21 protein-coding genes, 2 tRNA genes and 1 pseudogene are annotated in these 15,942 nt (G+C 65.4%); 6 read left to right on the top strand and 18 right to left on the bottom strand.

What is annotated here, in order from left to right; genetic code table 11:
• Window positions 1-71 precede the first annotated feature (71 nt).
• Window positions 72-983: a DUF726 domain-containing protein gene (locus MUG98_RS10065; protein ID WP_265111990.1), complete on the top strand. Its 912-nt coding sequence runs from the start codon at window positions 72-74 to the stop codon at window positions 981-983.
• A gap of 50 nt (window positions 984-1,033) precedes the next feature.
• On the opposite strand, the gene MUG98_RS10060 is transcribed toward MUG98_RS10065, so the two are convergent.
• Entirely contained in the window at window positions 1,034-1,786 is a 753-nt protein-coding gene (locus MUG98_RS10060; RefSeq protein ID WP_265111989.1) for an isopentenyl phosphate kinase, read from the bottom strand.
• Entirely contained in the window at window positions 1,783-2,769 is a 987-nt protein-coding gene (mvk, locus tag MUG98_RS10055; protein WP_265111988.1) for a mevalonate kinase, read from the bottom strand. Before mvk ends, MUG98_RS10060 begins: the two co-directional genes overlap by 4 nt.
• A 98-nt stretch (window positions 2,770-2,867) precedes the next feature.
• On the opposite strand from mvk, the gene MUG98_RS10050 reads away from it, so the two are divergent.
• The 3 genes and pseudogenes from MUG98_RS10050 (at window position 2,868) to MUG98_RS10040 (ending at window position 6,111) form a co-directional block, all read left to right on the top strand.
• Window positions 2,868-3,791 (top strand): thiamine-phosphate synthase family protein, encoded by a 924-nt coding sequence (locus tag MUG98_RS10050; RefSeq protein ID WP_265111987.1) that lies wholly within the window; start codon window positions 2,868-2,870, stop codon window positions 3,789-3,791.
• A gap of 228 nt (window positions 3,792-4,019) precedes the next feature.
• Window positions 4,020-5,110, top strand: a pseudogene (locus tag MUG98_RS10045) (DUF354 domain-containing protein).
• A gap of 8 nt (window positions 5,111-5,118) precedes the next feature.
• Window positions 5,119-6,111: a glycosyltransferase family 4 protein gene (locus MUG98_RS10040; protein WP_265111986.1), complete on the top strand. Its 993-nt coding sequence runs from the start codon at window positions 5,119-5,121 to the stop codon at window positions 6,109-6,111.
• A 481-nt stretch (window positions 6,112-6,592) separates the two neighbouring features.
• Here the strand turns inward: MUG98_RS10040 and MUG98_RS10035 are convergent, their stop codons facing one another.
• From MUG98_RS10035 to moaA, 16 genes are all read right to left on the bottom strand, one after another.
• Window positions 6,593-6,787 carry a DUF7285 family protein gene (locus MUG98_RS10035; protein ID WP_265111985.1) on the bottom strand — a complete coding sequence of 65 codons (195 nt, stop codon included), beginning with the start codon at window positions 6,785-6,787 and terminating at the stop codon, window positions 6,593-6,595.
• A gap of 117 nt (window positions 6,788-6,904) precedes the next feature.
• Complete coding sequence (locus MUG98_RS10030; protein WP_265111984.1) at window positions 6,905-7,033, bottom strand: hypothetical protein; 129 nt, start codon at window positions 7,031-7,033, stop codon at window positions 6,905-6,907.
• 189 nt (window positions 7,034-7,222) lie between these two features.
• A complete protein-coding gene (gene rpsB, locus MUG98_RS10025; RefSeq protein WP_265111983.1) occupies window positions 7,223-8,011 on the bottom strand; it encodes a 30S ribosomal protein S2 in 789 nt (262 codons plus the stop codon).
• Window positions 8,008-9,219, bottom strand: coding sequence for a phosphopyruvate hydratase (gene eno / locus MUG98_RS10020; RefSeq protein WP_265111982.1), 1,212 nt, complete (start codon window positions 9,217-9,219; stop codon window positions 8,008-8,010). Before eno ends, rpsB begins: the two co-directional genes overlap by 4 nt.
• Window positions 9,216-9,401 carry a DNA-directed RNA polymerase subunit K gene (locus tag MUG98_RS10015; protein WP_250139668.1) on the bottom strand — a complete coding sequence of 62 codons (186 nt, stop codon included), beginning with the start codon at window positions 9,399-9,401 and terminating at the stop codon, window positions 9,216-9,218. The genes eno and MUG98_RS10015 overlap by 4 nt, the downstream gene beginning before the upstream one ends.
• Window positions 9,402-9,404: 3 nt before the next feature.
• Complete coding sequence (locus MUG98_RS10010; RefSeq protein WP_265111981.1) at window positions 9,405-9,599, bottom strand: DNA-directed RNA polymerase subunit N; 195 nt, start codon at window positions 9,597-9,599, stop codon at window positions 9,405-9,407.
• A 12-nt stretch (window positions 9,600-9,611) separates the two neighbouring features.
• Complete coding sequence (locus MUG98_RS10005; protein ID WP_265111980.1) at window positions 9,612-10,010, bottom strand: 30S ribosomal protein S9; 399 nt, start codon at window positions 10,008-10,010, stop codon at window positions 9,612-9,614.
• On the bottom strand, window positions 10,004-10,453 hold the full coding sequence (locus tag MUG98_RS10000; RefSeq protein WP_265111979.1) for a 50S ribosomal protein L13: 450 nt from the start codon (window positions 10,451-10,453) through the stop codon (window positions 10,004-10,006). The genes MUG98_RS10005 and MUG98_RS10000 overlap by 7 nt, the downstream gene beginning before the upstream one ends.
• Window positions 10,450-10,803: a 50S ribosomal protein L18e gene (locus MUG98_RS09995; protein WP_265111978.1), complete on the bottom strand. Its 354-nt coding sequence runs from the start codon at window positions 10,801-10,803 to the stop codon at window positions 10,450-10,452. Before MUG98_RS09995 ends, MUG98_RS10000 begins: the two co-directional genes overlap by 4 nt.
• A gap of 89 nt (window positions 10,804-10,892) precedes the next feature.
• Window positions 10,893-10,977, bottom strand: a tRNA-Leu gene (locus MUG98_RS09990).
• A 134-nt stretch (window positions 10,978-11,111) separates the two neighbouring features.
• Window positions 11,112-11,861, bottom strand: coding sequence for a DNA-directed RNA polymerase subunit D (locus MUG98_RS09985; protein WP_265111977.1), 750 nt, complete (start codon window positions 11,859-11,861; stop codon window positions 11,112-11,114).
• Window positions 11,862-11,864: 3 nt separating this feature from the next.
• Entirely contained in the window at window positions 11,865-12,254 is a 390-nt protein-coding gene (locus MUG98_RS09980) for a 30S ribosomal protein S11 (RefSeq protein WP_006182145.1), read from the bottom strand.
• Between the two features lie 3 nt (window positions 12,255-12,257).
• Complete coding sequence (locus tag MUG98_RS09975) at window positions 12,258-12,779, bottom strand: 30S ribosomal protein S4 (protein ID WP_265111976.1); 522 nt, start codon at window positions 12,777-12,779, stop codon at window positions 12,258-12,260.
• Window positions 12,779-13,300: a 30S ribosomal protein S13 gene (locus MUG98_RS09970; protein WP_265111975.1), complete on the bottom strand. Its 522-nt coding sequence runs from the start codon at window positions 13,298-13,300 to the stop codon at window positions 12,779-12,781. Before MUG98_RS09970 ends, MUG98_RS09975 begins: the two co-directional genes overlap by 1 nt.
• A gap of 144 nt (window positions 13,301-13,444) precedes the next feature.
• A tRNA-Ser gene (locus MUG98_RS09965) sits at window positions 13,445-13,527 on the bottom strand.
• A 232-nt stretch (window positions 13,528-13,759) separates the two neighbouring features.
• Window positions 13,760-14,785: a GTP 3',8-cyclase MoaA gene (moaA, locus tag MUG98_RS09960; protein WP_265111974.1), complete on the bottom strand. Its 1,026-nt coding sequence runs from the start codon at window positions 14,783-14,785 to the stop codon at window positions 13,760-13,762.
• Window positions 14,786-14,971: 186 nt separating this feature from the next.
• Between moaA and MUG98_RS09955 the strand changes: the two genes are divergently transcribed.
• Together MUG98_RS09955 and MUG98_RS09950 are read left to right on the top strand one after the other, a co-directional pair.
• Window positions 14,972-15,646 carry a helix-turn-helix domain-containing protein gene (locus tag MUG98_RS09955; protein ID WP_265111973.1) on the top strand — a complete coding sequence of 225 codons (675 nt, stop codon included), beginning with the start codon at window positions 14,972-14,974 and terminating at the stop codon, window positions 15,644-15,646.
• Window positions 15,647-15,693: 47 nt separating this feature from the next.
• Window positions 15,694-15,909, top strand: coding sequence for a hypothetical protein (locus MUG98_RS09950; protein WP_265111972.1), 216 nt, complete (start codon window positions 15,694-15,696; stop codon window positions 15,907-15,909).
• Window positions 15,910-15,942 lie beyond the last annotated feature (33 nt).

Here is a 15,942-nt window from a genome sequence, read left to right as displayed (position 1 = left end):
ACCCCGTCGAGCGGCATTTTCCGACCCGTATTTCATAAATATTAATTGTATTGGAGTAATGGTCTACCGTTATGTCACGGCATACCAAGAGCTCGAGTTCGTCTCCTTCGACGACCCCCTCTCGACGATCCGTCCTTCGAGGGGTCGGCGCGGTCGTCGTCGGAACCGGAGCGATCGCGACGGCGAGTTCTCCCGTTTCGGCGGGGAAGAAAGGCAGTTGCGACGATCCGCCGATGTCCTATCCGCGGGTGACGACCCGCGGCCACTTCGATACGACGTGGTACGGGAGCGTCGTCCTGACCGACGGCAATACCGCCACCAACTTCGAGTACGCCGGAGACGGGATTCCGGGCGTTCACACCGATCCCGAGGACGAACTCCTGATCCACGCCCACGGGTGGAACAACGATCTGGAGGGCGGCGTCTGCTCGGTCAGCGAGGCCGGCGAGACGTTCGCGGCCGAAGGATACGACTCCCCCGTCGTCGGCTACTCCTGGGACGCGGATTTCGGCTGGTACAACGCGACCGAAATCGCTGAACGGAACGGCGCGAAACTGGCAGCCTTCCTGACCGAGTACGCGGATGCGAATCCCGACGTCACGCTCCGCGTGTGCAGTCACTCGCTCGGTGCGCGAGTCGCGCTCAGCGCCTTGCAATCGCTCGACGCCTGGGGCCGGACCGACGTCGTCGAATCGACGGTCCTGCTCGGCGGTGCGGCTGACGACGACGCCGTCTCGATGGCTGGCCAGTACGGGTCGAGCATCGAAGCTGCGACCGGACGTCTGGACAACTACTGGATGGAAGACGACGACGTCCTGGACTGGGCGTACAGCACCGCCGAGTGGGGAACCGCCGTCGGGGCTGCCGGCGTCGACGGCACGCCGCCGGAGAACTACACCGACCACAACGTCGATTACGTCCCGGACCACTTCAGCCACTACAAAGAAGACGGCTGTCTCCACGAGGTCGTCGACACGTTCTGACCGCTGCGTGCGCCGTGTCGGAGAACGAGTCAAAATCGTGCAACAGCGTCCTACCCGATCGTCGTTCCCGGTTCCGCGCCCTCCAGGAACGCGTGCAAGTCGTCGAGGCCGAAGATCGAGGCCTCGGCATCCAGTTCGAGCAGCGCCTGGACCTTCGCGGCCATCCCGCCGGTGACGTCCGTCGAATCGCTCTCCCCGAGCACGTCCGCCACGTCCTCGTAGGCCCCGATCCGATCGATCACGGCGTCGTCCGCGTCGAGGACGCCCGGAACCGTCGAGCAGAGGCCGATCCGATCGGCCCCGAGATCGCGCGCGAGCGCCGCGACGAGTTCGTCCCCGCTGACGATGGTCGCCCCCTCGCCTTCGTGGGCGATCACGTCGCCGTGCAGGACGGGGACGAACCCTTCTGCGAGCAGCGTCTCGATCTGGCCGGTCGAAAGCGTCAGTGTTGCTTCGCTGTCGCGGTGGCCCGCCGAGAACGGATGGACCGGGACGGCCGCGACGTCTCGCTCGTGCAGTCGCGAGAGGACGAAGCTGTTGAGCGTCTTCATCGCGCCGTGGATGTCCAGGACGGCACCCGCGTCGTGCGTCCCGGCGGTCGTGCTGACGCCGTGTTCGCTCGCGTTGTGGTGTCCGAAACTCCCGCCGCCGTGGACGACGACCAGTCCATCCGCGAACGCGTCGCCACTTTTCGCGGTCGCCGCGGCGATCGCGTCCGCCGCCCGATCGAGCGCCTCGCCGTCGAGCGTCTCCGGGCGGTCCTTGTCGGTGACGACGCTGCCGCCCAGTTTGCACACGATCATTCGAGCTGTTTCACCCCCGTATCGGCCAGTTCCGCGCGGAAGGCGTTCTCACAGCCCGGCGTGAAGGAGAGGGCCGTCTCGGTCTCGTCGGTCGGATCAAGGGCGACGATACAGCCGCCGCCGCCGGCGCCGGTCAGTTTCGCGCCGTAGGCCTCGGCGTCACGTGCCGCCCAGACCATCGCGTCGAGCGACCGCGAGGAGACGCCCAGCGCCGACAGGAGGCCGTGGTTGAAGTCCATCAGCCGCCCGAGTTCCGCGAGGTCGCCGTCCGCGAGCGCCTGTTCGCCGTTCCGGACGACGTCACCGATCGCCTCGACCGTATCCGCCGCGAACTCGTACTCGTCGCGCAGGCCGCGGACGCCCGCCACCAGTTCACCCGTATCGCCAGCGCCGCCGTCGAAGCCGATCACGATCGGCAGATCGGGTGCCTCGATCGATCGGCAGTCGTCGCCCTCGACCCTGACCGCGCCGCCGGTGGCCGAACAGAACGTGTCCGCACGCGAGGCCTGTCCCTCCTGGACAGCGTACTCGGTCCGGAAGGCGCGCTCGGCGAGGTCGTCGGTGTCGAGCGCGACGCCGAGTTCGCGAGTGGCGGCGTCGATGGCTGCGACCACGACGGCCGCGGACGACCCGAGTCCCGCACCCAGCGGAATGTCGCTCTCGATGGTCACGTCGAAGCCGACGTCCTCCGCGCCGGTCACCTCGCGTACCTGTTCGATCGCGCCGTCGACGTACTGCGTCGCCGCCGTCACCAGCGATTCCGGAACGTCGACGTCGGGCTGGCTATCGGCCGTCGCTCCGTACTCGACCGTGAACCCGTCGAGGCTGAGGTCCTCCGCATTGACCCGGAGCCGTCCGTCGTCGCGTCGTTGCACCTCGACCCGCGCCCGCCGCTCGATCGCACATGGGACGGCGGGCTCGCCGTAAACCACCGCGTGCTCCCCGAACAAGTACACCTTCCCGGGGGCGCTCGAACGTGTCATGCCCGGCGGTTCGCACGACGACGGTTAATAGCTTCTGTGTCCGACGGTCGGGGTCGCGGTGGCTGGACTTATGTCCTCGTCGGCCGAATCCGGGGGCAATGTCACTGGTCTTGCCGAGCGAACTCGTCGTCGAGCGGTTCCTGCCGACGGTGCGCGGGATGCTCGCCCGACGGCTCGCCGATCGCGGCCTCACTCAGCAGGAGATCGCCGCCAACCTCGGCGTGACGCAGGCTGCAGTCAGCAAGTACGTCAGCGGCGATCCGGAGGGCGACGATCGCTTCCGCGGGGATCCGAACACCGTGGCGACCGCCGATCGAATCGCCGAGGGGCTGGCAAGCGGCGACATGGACGGCTACGACGCGCTCGCCGAACTGCTGTCGCTCGTTCGCCAACTCGAGGACCGGGGACCGATCTGCGAACTCCACGAGGAGGAGATGCCGGAACTCAGGGGGCTTGGCTGTGACCTCTGTGTCCGCGGCCTCGATCCGGACGTCCGAGCCGAGCGCGACGTGCTCGCGACCGTCCGCACGGCAGCGCGCACGCTCGCCTCAGTCCCCGGCATGGCCGACTTCGTCCCGAACGTCGGGACCAACGTCGGCATGTGCCTGTCCGAACCGCACGACGAGACCGACGTCGCCGCGATCCCCGGCCGGATCTACGCGATCGGCGGTCGAATCGAAATTCCCGCGAATCCGGAGTTCGGCGCTTCGAAACACGTCGCCACGGCGATCCTCGCCGCCACCGACGTCGACCCCGAGGTCCGCGGGGCGACGAATATCGCGACCGACGACGCGATTCTCGACGCCGCCCGATCGCTCGGAATCGACCCCCTCGAGTTCGACGCCGACTACGACGATCGGTGCGCACACCTCCGATCGCGGTTCGACGATCGGGGCAGCGTGCCGCTCGTCGCCTATCATCGGGGCGCGTTCGGGATCGAACCGGCCACCTACGTCTTCGGCACGACGGCGATCGACGCGGCCGAACTCGTCGAAGAACTGATCGCGACGGCATCGTCGTGATTTCCCGGACCTGATGGGCGGTTCCGGGGGGCTACCGCCTCACACCAGTCGGATCCGTTCGGCGATACTCGATCTCGAGCAGGTCGGTCGATTGCACTCCACTGTGGAAGAGAGAACGATCGATCGCCGGATCCGGGTCCGATGATGAATAGTTTCGTGCGCCAGTACGGCCGTAATATCCGTATAATAATCCGCAGCTGCTGTCTCGAGGGTCTCACGCTCACGCGTATGGATTGCATCATCACGATACAGCACGCGGCGAACGTCCACTTCTTCAAACACGTGATTCGTGAACTCGAGTCCGCGGGACACGACGTCCACGTGTTCGCCCGGGAAAAGGGCGTTACCAGCCGTCTCCTCGACGCCTACGACATCGGTCACGAACTTCTCTGTCCGGAACCCGACAGCTGGCTCGAGCTGGGAGTGACGCAGCTACGGTACGAGGCACGGCTCTTCCGACGGGCACGCGCGATCGATCCGGAGTACATCGTCACCAGCCACGGGATCGCGGCGACGCACGTCGCGACGCTGGTCGGCGCGGAGAGCCACGTCTACGTCGACACCGAAACGGCGGTCAACGGTGGGAACCGGCTGACCCTTCCCTTCGCGGACGTGCTCTATACGCCCGTCAGTTTCCGCGAAGCGTACGGCGACGATCACGTTACCTACCCCGGCTACCACGAACTCGCCTACCTCCACCCCGATCGGTTCGAACCGGATCCGGCGATCCTGCGACGACACGGCGTCGACCCAGACGAACGGTACGCGGTCCTCCGCTTCGGTGCGTGGGAGGGAAATCACGATATCGGGAAAGAGGGCATCTCTCCCGAGGGGCGCCGCGAGATCGTCGACGAACTCGCCTCCGAGGGACGGGTGTACGTCTCCGACGAGCGCGGGGGCCCGGTCCCCGACGGATGCGAACCGCTTCCCATCCCGTCGGCAGCCTTCCACCACCTGCTGGCGTTCGCCGACATCGTCGTCGGCGAGGTCGCGACGACGACGCTCGAGGCGGGGATTCTCGGGACCCCGACCGTCCGCATCAGCCCGTTCGCGGGACCGGACGAGATGGGGAAGTTTCGAGCGCTCGAGGAGTACGGCCTCGTCCGATCGTTTCATACGGATCGCGAAGACTGGGCATCGACGTCATCGAACGGATCAGTCGTAACTCGAACGCCCGCGCAACCTGGGCGAACCGACGCGAGACGCTCCTCGCGGAGTCGATCGACGTGACCGAGTACGTGACCAGCCAGTTGCTCGACGACGTCAGCGAACCGACGCCGGTCACGCGGGAGCGAGGCGATCGGATTCCACCCCGGTGACAGTGACCATGAGACGCGTCCTGAGCCTCACGACGACCGACTGGCGGAGCTTCTACCGGAGCCAGGTGGCTGCCCTCGAGCGAGCCGACGTCGAGGTGACGACCCTGCCGGTCCCCGGCGAACACCGCGCACTCGAGAACGACGTCGAGCGGCGGACGTCGCTCGATTACGCTCGATACCTCCCACGAGTGCTCCGGGAAGCGGGCGGCGACTACGATCTCGTCCACGCCAACTACGGCCTCACCGCTCCCTTCGCCGTCGCATCGTCGATGCTCTCGCGGACCGATCTAGAGGTCGTCTGTACGCTCTGGGGCGGCGAGTTCCGCGACAATCCCTACGCCCCGGTGATCGAGCGGTTCACGGCCCGGGCCGATTCCGTCGTCGTACCCTCGAACGCGATGGCCGATCGGGTCGATCGGCCCTGCCACGTCGTCCCGTTCCCCGTCGATACGTCGCAGTTTCGACCGATTCCCAGGGGCGAAGCGCGCGAGCGCGTCGGCTGGGAAACCGACGAACGAATCGTCCTCTTCCCGTACGCCCCTGCTCGCGAGGAGAAGAACTACCCGCTGGCGAGACGCGTCGTCGACGGCCTCGAGCGCGAGGTCAGCCTGCGGACCGTCGCCAACCAGCCCTACGAGGCGGTTCCGCACTACCTGAACGCTGCCGACGCCGTCCTGATCACGTCGCGGTTCGAAAGCGGTCCGATGACGATCAAGGAGGCCGCCGCCTGCAACGTCCCTGTCGTCTCCCGCGACGTCGGCTTCGCTCGATCGGTGCTCGCGAACGTCTCGAACTCGTTCGTCGCGGACGAGGAAGGCGCGCTCCGCGATCGACTGGCCGCGGTCCTCGAACGCGACGAGCGTGCGGACGGGAGAGACCGGATCACCGGCTACACCATCGACGAGATGGGGGCGCGTCTGCGTGCCGTTTACGACCGCACCCTCGCGGAGACAGCGCCGTCGGAGCCTGCACGACAACCGGAGCGACCGTCACAAAGCTGACCCCGACTCGATGGCCGCGAGTCGGTCGGCCTCGAACGCGATCGCCCGATACGCGAGGTCGTGCGACGATCGCGATGGAAGCAGCCCCGACGTGGGGTATCGATGAGCAACTACCGCCCCTATCATCCGTCTTTTTTCTAGTAATCCGTATTGGGAGAGTTATTTATTTGAAGTGTTTGTGCGGACAGGCAATGACTGATCGGGTCTCACAGACGCGGCGACGATGGCTCGGTACCTGTGCAGGGGTTGCGGGCACAACTGCCCTCGCTGGCTGTTTCGGAAGCGACGAAACCGGCAATAGTGAGAATGGCGAGGACGATGGCGGTGATGGTGAGGAACTTGACGAGGAATCGCCGGGTAGTGACTGGCCGATGTACGGCGTCGGTCTGCAGAACACGGCCCATCGCCCAGATGCGACAGGACCCGAAAGTGGTGAAATCACCGCGCGTGCAGTAACTGATACAGGGGAAAAGGCGGGAACTTACCCTGTAACGATCGCCTCCACCATCTTCCCGTCCATGCCGGACTCGCAGACGGGAAAGACGCCGCGCTCCCCGTCTTCCAGGTCCTCCCAGACGAGGTCGATCGTCGTCTCCTCGCTCGCTCGATCGCTCTGCCCGGGGCGGACTCTACCGACGTAGACGGTGTACAGTCCGATGCCGACGACGAGTGCCATCACGGCGATCGCGTGGCCGCGATGGGTTCGGTCTGTGCTCCAGACGGTACCGATCGTGACATGGTACTTTCCAGTTGATGCCCTGTATTCACACGATTCCGTCTCGACGCTGGCCCGTTAGAACGCGACGATCGCAAGCAGTCGGTAGGCGATCCCGACAGCGAACAGTGCAATCAGTGCCAGGGTCGAGAGGACGACGGCCGGCGGCAGCGTCTCCTGCTCGAACTCGAAGAGGGACTCGATCATATCGGCACTTCCGGCGGTCAGCACCTAATTCTGTCGCTCCGCCGATTCGGCGCGGACGGGGCTGGTTCTACCGGCCCGGCGTAGACGGGGCTGATCGATCGGGTGCAGGCCTCCGATCGGCCGATCGAGGTGGCCGCGTGGCTCGAGGGGCGAGTCGACGGAAAAATCACGCTACAAATCCGAATCCGCTCAGACCATACTCTCGAAGTCCTCGAGCGAGTAGGACGGCTCGGCGCCGCGTCGATCGAGGACTTCGTTCGCGAGCAGCCAGTAGACGACCGAGAGGGCCTTGCGACCCTTGTTGTTCGTCGGGACGACGAGGTCGACGTTGCTGGTCTGGTTGTTCGAGTCACACATCGCGATGACCGGGATGCCGACCGTGATGGCCTCCTTGACGGCCTGGGCGTCGCCGATCGGGTCGGTGACGACGAGGACGTCGGGTTCGATGTAGCCGTCGTACTTCGGGTTCGTGAGCGTGCCGGGGATGAAGCGGCCGGTGCGGGCGCGAGCGCCCACGGCTTCGGCGAACTTCTCCGCCGGGAACCGCCCGTACTGACGGCTCGAAGTGACGAGGATCTGTTCGGGGTTGTAGTTCGCGAGGAAGTCGGCGGCCGTGCGGATGCGGCTGTCGGTCTTCGAGACGTCCAGCACGTAGAGACCGTCGGTCCGGACGCGGTGGATGAACCGCTCCATGTCCTCGGTCTTCTGCTGAGTGCCGATGTGGGCACCGGCGCCGAGGTAGTCCTCGACGGGGATCAGCAGGTCCGCTTCCTCGTCCGACATCACGTCGTCGTCGAGTGTAGGGCCCTCGTCTTCCGGTTCGGCCTCGGCCTCGCTGTCGGCCTCGGCTGGCTGTTCGTCTGCTGGCTCGACGTCCTCCTCGGGTTCGGCGGCGGGGCCAGCCCCTTCGGCTGGCTCCTCGTCGATCTCCTCCTCGGCGGCGTCGAGCCCTTCCTGGGATGCGTCGTTGTCTGTCATGTCGCGTCGTCTGCGATTCTTACGAGCTCGTTGAGCTTGGCGGTTCGCTCGCCTCCGACCGTGCCCGTCTTGATGAACGGCGCGTTGGTCGCGACGGCGAGGTGTGCGATCGTCGTGTCCTCGGTCTCGCCCGAGCGGTGAGAGACGACCGAGTCGTAGCCGTTCTTCGTCGCGAGTTCGATCGCGTCGAAGGCGTCGGTCAGCGTTCCGATCTGGTTGGGCTTGATCAGGATGCTGTTTGCCGCGCCGCGATCGATCCCCTCGACGAGCCGATCGGTATTGGTGACGAACAGATCGTCGCCGCAGATCAAGGTCTGCTCCCCGACCCGATCGGTGAGATCCGCGAAGGCGTCGTAGTCGTTCTCGTCGAGCGGGTCCTCGACGTAGATGAGGTCGTACTCGTCGACGAGGTCGGCGATGTAGTCGATCTGCTCGTCCGTGTCGCGGCTGGTGCCGGCTGACTCGTACTCGTAGGTTTCCGAGTCGTCGTCGTACATCTCGGCGGCCGCGACGTCGAGCCCGAAGCCGATCTCGAAGCCGACCTCGTCGGCGACCATCGAGACCGCCTCGTCGACGATCTCGAACGCCTCGCCGTCGTCGATCGACGGTGCCCACGCGCCTTCGTCACCCTTGCCGGCGGGTTCGTCGCGTTCCTCGAGGAGGTCTGCGACGGCGGCGTGGACGGCGGCGTTGGCGAAGACGGCGTCCTCGACGCTCGGCGCGCCGACGGGCGCGGCGAGGAACTCTTGAATGTCGGTCGCGTCGGCGGCGTGTTCGCCGCCGCCGACGACGTTGCCCAACGGGATCGGGAAGTTTTCGCCGCGGAACGTACCGCCGAGGTGCTGAAAGAGCGGGGCACCGAGGACGTCGGCACCGGCTTTCGCAGCGGCCATCGAGATCGCGACCGCGCTGTTGGCACCGATCTCGGAGAAGTCGTCGGTGCCGTCCGCGGCGTGCAGGATGGCGTCGACTTCGCGCTGGTTGCCTGCGTAGGCCTCCCCGACGAGTCGCGGGACGGCGTGGTCGCGAGCCGCGGCGATCGCCTCGGTCGGCGGTCGCTCGACGGCCTCGTACTCGCCGGTGCTGGCTCCGCTCGGTGCTGCGGCACGGCCGAAACCGCCGCTTTCGGTCACCACGTCGGCCTCGACCGTCGGGTTCCCTCGCGAGTCGAGGATCCGCCGGAGTCGGACGTCGGTAATGAGCGTCATTTTCGATCGTAGCCCCGCTTGACGGTGAACGGCAACACGCCCGCGTCGTACTCTTCGGCGGCGATCAGGATCGGCTCCGTCTGATCCGTCTCGATCAACACCGGGGCGCCGTAGGACACCTGCAGCGCTCGCGCGCCGAGGATCCGTGCTTTCTCGTATCGGTTGTGTCGTTCCTGTTGCATGGGTTACTGGTACGGAGCGACGACGTCGACGAGGTCGGTGTGTGAGACGAGCATGCGCCGACAGCAGTAGCGATCGACGCCGAGTTCGTCGAGAACCGCTTCGGGATCCTCGTCGCCCTCGTTTGCTCGCTCGTCGAACTCCTCCCAGTGTTCGCCGACGACGTTACCACAGGTGAAACACCGGACCGGTACCATCATGATTGAATCACCTTAGCGGTAGGACTTCTGGTAGCGCGCCCGAGCGCCCGGGCCGCCCCACTTCTTCGGTTCGGACTGGCGAACGTCGTTGACCAGCAGCGAGCGATCGAACTCCATGAACGCGTCACGGAGTTCGGCGTCGTTCGTGTGCTGGACGATCCCGCGTGCGATGGCGGTGCGGACGGCGTCTGCCTGGCCGCTAATTCCGCCACCCTCGACGTGGACCTCGATATCCATCTCGCTGCGCAGGTCCTCGCCGGCGATGCGGAACGGTTCGAGCATCTTGAGACGGGACATCTCCGGATCGACCAGTTCGACCGGCTTGGAGTTGATTCGCACGCGACCATCGCCCTCGCGCACGGTGGCGCGAGCGACGGCGGTCTTTTTCTTGCCACTCGTGTTGGTTACCATGTGACGTTAGCACCGAGTTGTTCGGAGACTTCGCCCAGGTGGACGAAGCGGATGTTCGACAGCCGATCCAGCGACGTGTCTTCGAGGATCTCGGCCTCGTGCTCGTCGTCGTCCGCGTAGGGGTTGCCGACGTAGACGCGGACGTTGTCGAACGCCTCGCGTCCGCGCGGCTTCTTGTGCGGCAGCATTCCGCGGACGGACCGCTTGAAGATCGTGTCCGGCCGGCGCGGGTAGTTCGGCCCCCTGTCGGAGCCGAGCTGGAGCCGCGTCCGATAGGTGTCGAAGACGTCTTCCTTGTCGCCGGTGATGACGGCGTCTTCGGCGTTGACGATCGCGACTCGATCGCCGTCGAGGGCGCGCTGGGCGACCTCGCTGGCGACGCGGCCGAGAATACAGTTGCGGGCGTCGACGACGACGTCCGCGTCGAACTCTGCGATGCTCATCGAATCACCCGCACGTTTGCTCCGTCTGGGTTCTCTTCGAGCGCCTGCTCGAGCGGTACTGGGTCACCGACCTGATCGATCTTCGTCTCGGCCGAGGACGAGAAGTCGACGGCCGCGACGGTGACGTTCTTCTGTAGTGCGCCGGAGCCCAGCACTTTGCCGGGGACGACGACTGTCTCTTCTTCGCGTGCGTATCGCTCGATGCGGCCCAGGTTCACCTCTGCGTGGGTGCGCCGGGGCTTCTCGAGTCGATCCGCGACGTCTCGCCAGACGTCGGCGTCCGTCTCGCGGGACGTCGACTTCAGCTCGGCGATGAGATCGGTGAGCCTCGGATTGGTCTTGCTACTCATTGGTTTCCTCCAAATACTGCGAAACTGCGACCGCTCGACGACGCGAGGAGTCGCGTCGCCGAGCGAGAGTGTGTTCTGCGAGAAGTGGATGCAGGGAGCAGGATTTGAACCTGCGGACTCCTACGAGACAGCGCCCTGAACGCTGCGCCGTTGGCCAGACTTGGCTATCCCTGCTCGCACTTCCGTCTATCCGTCGCCCCTTCAAACCCCTTTCGATTCGGCGTGCCGACGCGTCGCCAGTCTCGTCGTTCGCGGCGCTGGCGACGGGTGCGTCGATCGCGTGGTGGGGTCGGGGGCGTTGGATCATACTATAGCTGTACTGCGTCTTCGAGTTCAGCCGCGCGCGCCTCGATGGTGTCGGCGGCTCGCGTGACCAGTTCCTCGATGTCGAAGGAGCCGTCCGTCTCCACGTGGAAGACGAAGGCGTTCGGAACGTCCTCGATCCGGACCTCTTTCCCCGGATAGCGGTTCGAGAGATCGTGATCGAACTCGTCCGTCGGCACGAGTTCGCCGTCTTCCTCTATCACGCCGCGGACGATCTGGCTCTCTTCGTCCTCGAACTCGGGCAGATCGCCGACGACCTCCACGCGCTGGAGGTGTCGGTAGCCGACCGCGACGCCGCCCTGGTGTTTCGCGTGGCCCTTGCCACGATCGAGCACGGCGTCCGCCTCGGCTTCGAGCCGCTGGTCGTCCTTGAGATCGATGATCGGGACGTTCTCGTCGGCGGGCCGAACGAGGTCGTCGCTCGAGACGAGATCACCCGAGTAGGCGGTGGCCGGCCCTTCGACGTCGATCGAGAGCGTGACGGTGTCGTCCTCGCCGAACTCGCCTTCCGGCGGGGTCGTCAGCGGGACGAGTCCCAGCCGCAGGGCGAGTTGCTCGTCGAACATGACCGACGAGTTCTCGACGAACCGGACGGTGTCGATCGCCATCGTCGGCACGTCGGCGACCATCGCGCGACGGATGCCGTTGGCGAACGCGGGCGTCACGCCCCGGACGAGGAACCGCGCCTCGCGATCCTCGCGTTCGACGAACTCGACGTCGTACTCTTCTGTCATGGTCTAGTAGCCGCCCTTGCCTTTCGGAGCGCGCGATCCGTCGTGCGGGATCGGCGTGACGTCCTCGATGCGTCCGATCTCGATACCCGATCGGGCGAGTGCGCGGATCGTCGCCTGTGCGCCGGGGCCGGGGGACTTCTGGAGGTTCCCGCCGGGGCCACGCACGCGGACGTGCAGGCCGGTGATGCCGGCCGCCTTGACCTCCTCGGCGACGGACTCGGCCATCTGCATGGCCGCGTACGGCGAGGCCTCGTCGCGGTTCTGCTTGACCGCCGTCCCGCCGGAGGACTTGGCGATCGTCTCCGCGCCCGTGAGATCGGTCACGGTCATGACGGTATTGTTGAACGATGCGTGCACGTGGGCGATGCCCCACTTTTCGTCGTCCTGACTCATGGTTTACTGACCCTCCGCGCGTTCGGGGTGAAGTTCGTCCGCGAGCGGACTGTTCTCGTCGAACGCCACGAGGTCCTCCTCGTCGACGTCGACGACGTACGACGGGATCCGGTGGCGCTGGTCACCGACCACGACGTGGCCGTGGGTGATGAACTGGCGTGCCTGCTGGGTGGTGTTGGCGAGCCCCTTGCGGTAGACGACCGTCTGGAGCCGGCGCTCGAGGACGTCCTCGATTTCCAGCGAGAGGACGTCGCCGAGTTCGTCTTCCTCGTCGAGGATGCCGACGCGCTTGAGCCGTCCGAGGAACTCCTCGGAGCGGCGGATGACGGCCTCGTCGCCCTGGGCCTGGCCGAGCAGGTCCCGGGCCTCGCGCCGGTAGGAGCGAAGCTGGGACTGGGCCCGCCAGAGCTCTTCTTTGTTCTTCAGGCCGTAGCGATCGAGCAGGGAGTGTTCGGTCGCGATGCGTTCACCCTGGTAGGGGTGGTTCGGCGTCTCGTACTGCTTGGTGTCAGTGCCCAGTGGCATTATTCACCCTCTCCCTCTTCGGCGGCTTCTTCGGCCTGTTCTTCGCGGATCTCTTCGACGTTGACTCCGATGGTGCCCTCCGTTCGGCCGGTGGACTTGGTTCGCTGGCCGCGGACCTTCTGGCCGCGCTTGTGGCGAACGCCCCTGTAGGAGTCGATCATCTTCATCCGGTTGATATCGTGCTGTCGGGTCAACTGGAGGTCGTTTCCGATCTCGTGGGTCGTTTCGCCGGTGTAGAAGTCTCCCTGGCGGTTGTTGAGCCAGTCGGGGACTTCGTCGGCGTAGTTCTCTACGAGTTCGACGACCTCGTCGATGACGTCGTCGTCGAGTCGACCGAACGTCGCCGTCCGATCGACGCCCGCTTCGTCGGCGATGATCCGGGCGGTCCGACGACCGATCCCGTTCATCTCCGAGAGCGAGCGCTCGACGGACTTCGTTCCGTCGAGGTCGGTTTGACCGATGCGGACGAAGTATCGAAGGTCTTCGTCCTCCTGTTGTTCTTGAGGTGCTTCCTCGCTCATGTGTGATGGATGTGTGTCTGGTCTGCGCGCATTGCAAGCGACTGGCGAAATCGCCAGTCTCTACTGCCGGACAAACCTATTCACGCACCGATCGGATTCGATCGGGCGTTCACTGACGTTTGTCCGACAGTATCGTGTATCCGACGTCGTGGCGGGGATTCGAACCCCGGAGGCTTGACGCCACATGGTTAGCAACCATGCGCCTTGGGCCGCTTGGCTACCACGACACCGTGGTGCTATCATCGCCCTCCCGGACTCGGGGACTGCATCCCCTACACGTATCGCACCTGAAGGTACCGCCGACGGGTACTTAAGCGCAACGAAAGGTGGCGGAGGATTGATCGCGGCGGGCGTTCGGTTCTATCGAGTCGGACTGCTCGTAAACCGGCGGTCGACTACGGATGCGACGCTCTCGTTGGAAGGCGTCTCGCACCGAATTCGATCCGGACAACATCGCGGTCAATCCGCCGGCGGCTCGATTTCGAGGTACTCCTCGTTCAGTTCCCACTCGCCCTGGTCGTTCTGGATCATGTACTCGCCGTAGTAGGGCACCCGATTCGCGACGACCTCGCGGAACGCGTCGCGGATCTCGGGCTTGCTCATCTCGCCCATCGGTCGGAGGTCGTCGTTGCGGTTGAGACAGCCCTTCAGGTACCCCTCGTGGGTGACCCGGACGCGGTGGCAGTTCGCGCAGAACGTCGGGTTCTCGACGGGATCGACGATTTCGACCATCCCGAGATCCGCATCGTTCGGCGAGGAGGGTTGGGCCGCGGTGCTCTCGTCACCGCTGCCGATCCAGTACCGCTTTCGATCGTGCATCTCGCGGTGTTCGATCTCGACGGCCTGCTCGGCGAGCCAGTCGTGGACGCGCCCGATGTCGATGTTCCACTCGGGCTTGCCCGTTAGTTCGGGCATGTACTCGATCAACTGGAGCTGGAGCCCGTCGTTTTCGGCGACGTGGTCGACCATCTCCGGCACGTAGCCCGCGGTGTGCTCGAAGACGACCATGTTGAGCTTGACCGGGTCGAGGCCGGCGTCGAGTGCCGCCTCGACGCCCTCTAGGACCCGTTCGTACGCGCCGCTTTTCGTGATCTCGGCGAAGTCGTCCGGATCGAGCGCGTCCTGTGAGACGTTGACCCGTTCGAGGCCGGCGTCGACGAGGTCCTCGGCGCGGCCGGGAAGGAAGGTTCCGTTCGTCGTCAGCGAGACCTCCATCGAATCGGGCGTGCGATCGATGATCTCCTCGAGATCCTGCCGGAGCATCGGCTCGCCACCGGTGAACTTGACTGCGTCAACGTCGAACTCGGCGGCGACCTCGAGAAATCGGACGACGTCGTCGGTCGTCATCTCGTCGTTCTGTGGATCCATCGGTCCCCTGGTGTCGCCGAGCCCCTCGTTGTGACAGTAGACACAGTCGAAGTTACACCGATCGGTGAGCGAGATACGGACCCCGGTGACCTCGCGCCCGAATTCGTCGGTGAGCATATCACCCCGTTGCAGACGGAACTGCTTAAACACGCCGGGCATTTCGCACCTTCGTAACCGTATTTGGTTTACGTCCGGGTCGTACGGCTCCGGTCGTGCAGCCGTCCGATCGCCGATCCCGTGAGCGCGACGAACTGTCGGTCCGGTTATGAATCACTCTTGGGTCTGGGTGTAGTGGAGAGTCACATGAGCACGATCGCCGAACTCGCGGTCCCCGCCGACGAGTTCGCGCTTCGCCGGACGCTCGAGGCAACGGACGCGCTCACCGTCGAAATCGAACGCGTCGTCGCGTACGATCCGGACGCGGTCATGCCGTACGTCTGGTTCGGCGGGGACGACTCGACGCTCGCGACGGTCGACGACGCCCTCGCGGACGACCCGACCGTCGACGAGGCCGAACTGCTCACGGATACCAGCGACGAGCGACTGTACCGGATGAGCTGGGTCGACGACGTCACCGTCATGTTGCACATCCTGACCGAGGAGCAGGCCACGGTCCTCGACGCGGCCGTCGAAGACACGCAGTGGCGGTTTCGCGTCCTCTTTCCGGAACGGGACGCACTCTCCCGGACCTACGAGTTCGCGACCGATCGGGGTCTGACGATCGGCGTCAGGAAGATCCACCGGCTCGACGAGACCCACGAGACTCGCCACGGGCTCACCGACGCCCAGTACGAGACGCTGGTCGCGGCCCTCGATCACGGCTACTACGAGATCCCACGGGAGATGGACATGGAGGCCCTCTCGGACGAACTCGAGGTTTCTCACCAGGCGCTGTCCGAACGGCTCAGACGGGCCCACCGGACGCTCGTCGAGGAGGCAGTCGACGTTACCGAACGCGACGGGAACGGCCCACTCTAGTTGCCACAGCCGGAACAGCTACCCGGATCAGTCCCAAACCGGCCCGTATGGACGACGATATGCTCGCCGATCAGCGCCGACTCGTCGAACTCGTCGAGGACGAGGGCTGGGACGTGACGGACCTCGAACTCTCGGCGTACGACAGTCCCTGGGCCGACGAGGACGACCCGGAAGCAACCGTGACGATCACGGCGCGGAAACCGTACGAGACCGCGGACGGGGAAGACGAAGACGACGAGGACAATCCGTTCAGGCTAAAGTGAGATCGGCCGTCCTACGGGGCGAACGAAGCGTTT

Source organism: Halosolutus halophilus (genome assembly GCF_022869805.1).
Classification (GTDB): domain Archaea; phylum Halobacteriota; class Halobacteria; order Halobacteriales; family Natrialbaceae; genus Halosolutus; species Halosolutus halophilus.
Note: the sequence above shows the minus strand (reverse complement) of the source record. Positions and strands in the feature narration are given on the sequence as shown.

Bases quoted from the DNA above. Each gene is read 5' to 3' on its own strand.
- MUG98_RS10065 (WP_265111990.1), top strand. From the start codon at position 72: ATGTCACGGCATACCAAGAGCTCGAGTTCGTCTCCTTCGACGACCCCC.
- MUG98_RS10060 (WP_265111989.1), bottom strand. From the start codon at position 1,786: ATGATCGTGTGCAAACTGGGCGGCAGCGTCGTCACCGACAAGGACCGC.
- mvk (WP_265111988.1), bottom strand. From the start codon at position 2,769: ATGACACGTTCGAGCGCCCCCGGGAAGGTGTACTTGTTCGGGGAGCAC.
- MUG98_RS10050 (WP_265111987.1), top strand. From the start codon at position 2,868: ATGTCACTGGTCTTGCCGAGCGAACTCGTCGTCGAGCGGTTCCTGCCG.
- MUG98_RS10040 (WP_265111986.1), top strand. From the start codon at position 5,119: ATGAGACGCGTCCTGAGCCTCACGACGACCGACTGGCGGAGCTTCTAC.
- MUG98_RS10035 (WP_265111985.1), bottom strand. From the start codon at position 6,787: ATGGCACTCGTCGTCGGCATCGGACTGTACACCGTCTACGTCGGTAGA.
- MUG98_RS10030 (WP_265111984.1), bottom strand. From the start codon at position 7,033: ATGATCGAGTCCCTCTTCGAGTTCGAGCAGGAGACGCTGCCGCCGGCC.
- rpsB (WP_265111983.1), bottom strand. From the start codon at position 8,011: ATGACAGACAACGACGCATCCCAGGAAGGGCTCGACGCCGCCGAGGAG.
- eno (WP_265111982.1), bottom strand. From the start codon at position 9,219: ATGACGCTCATTACCGACGTCCGACTCCGGCGGATCCTCGACTCGCGA.
- MUG98_RS10015 (WP_250139668.1), bottom strand. From the start codon at position 9,401: ATGCAACAGGAACGACACAACCGATACGAGAAAGCACGGATCCTCGGC.
- MUG98_RS10010 (WP_265111981.1), bottom strand. From the start codon at position 9,599: ATGATGGTACCGGTCCGGTGTTTCACCTGTGGTAACGTCGTCGGCGAA.
- MUG98_RS10005 (WP_265111980.1), bottom strand. From the start codon at position 10,010: ATGGTAACCAACACGAGTGGCAAGAAAAAGACCGCCGTCGCTCGCGCC.
- MUG98_RS10000 (WP_265111979.1), bottom strand. From the start codon at position 10,453: ATGAGCATCGCAGAGTTCGACGCGGACGTCGTCGTCGACGCCCGCAAC.
- MUG98_RS09995 (WP_265111978.1), bottom strand. From the start codon at position 10,803: ATGAGTAGCAAGACCAATCCGAGGCTCACCGATCTCATCGCCGAGCTG.
- MUG98_RS09985 (WP_265111977.1), bottom strand. From the start codon at position 11,861: ATGACAGAAGAGTACGACGTCGAGTTCGTCGAACGCGAGGATCGCGAG.
- MUG98_RS09980 (WP_006182145.1), bottom strand. From the start codon at position 12,254: ATGAGTCAGGACGACGAAAAGTGGGGCATCGCCCACGTGCACGCATCG.
- MUG98_RS09975 (WP_265111976.1), bottom strand. From the start codon at position 12,779: ATGCCACTGGGCACTGACACCAAGCAGTACGAGACGCCGAACCACCCC.
- MUG98_RS09970 (WP_265111975.1), bottom strand. From the start codon at position 13,300: ATGAGCGAGGAAGCACCTCAAGAACAACAGGAGGACGAAGACCTTCGA.
- moaA (WP_265111974.1), bottom strand. From the start codon at position 14,785: ATGCTCACCGACGAATTCGGGCGCGAGGTCACCGGGGTCCGTATCTCG.
- MUG98_RS09955 (WP_265111973.1), top strand. From the start codon at position 14,972: ATGAGCACGATCGCCGAACTCGCGGTCCCCGCCGACGAGTTCGCGCTT.
- MUG98_RS09950 (WP_265111972.1), top strand. From the start codon at position 15,694: ATGGACGACGATATGCTCGCCGATCAGCGCCGACTCGTCGAACTCGTC.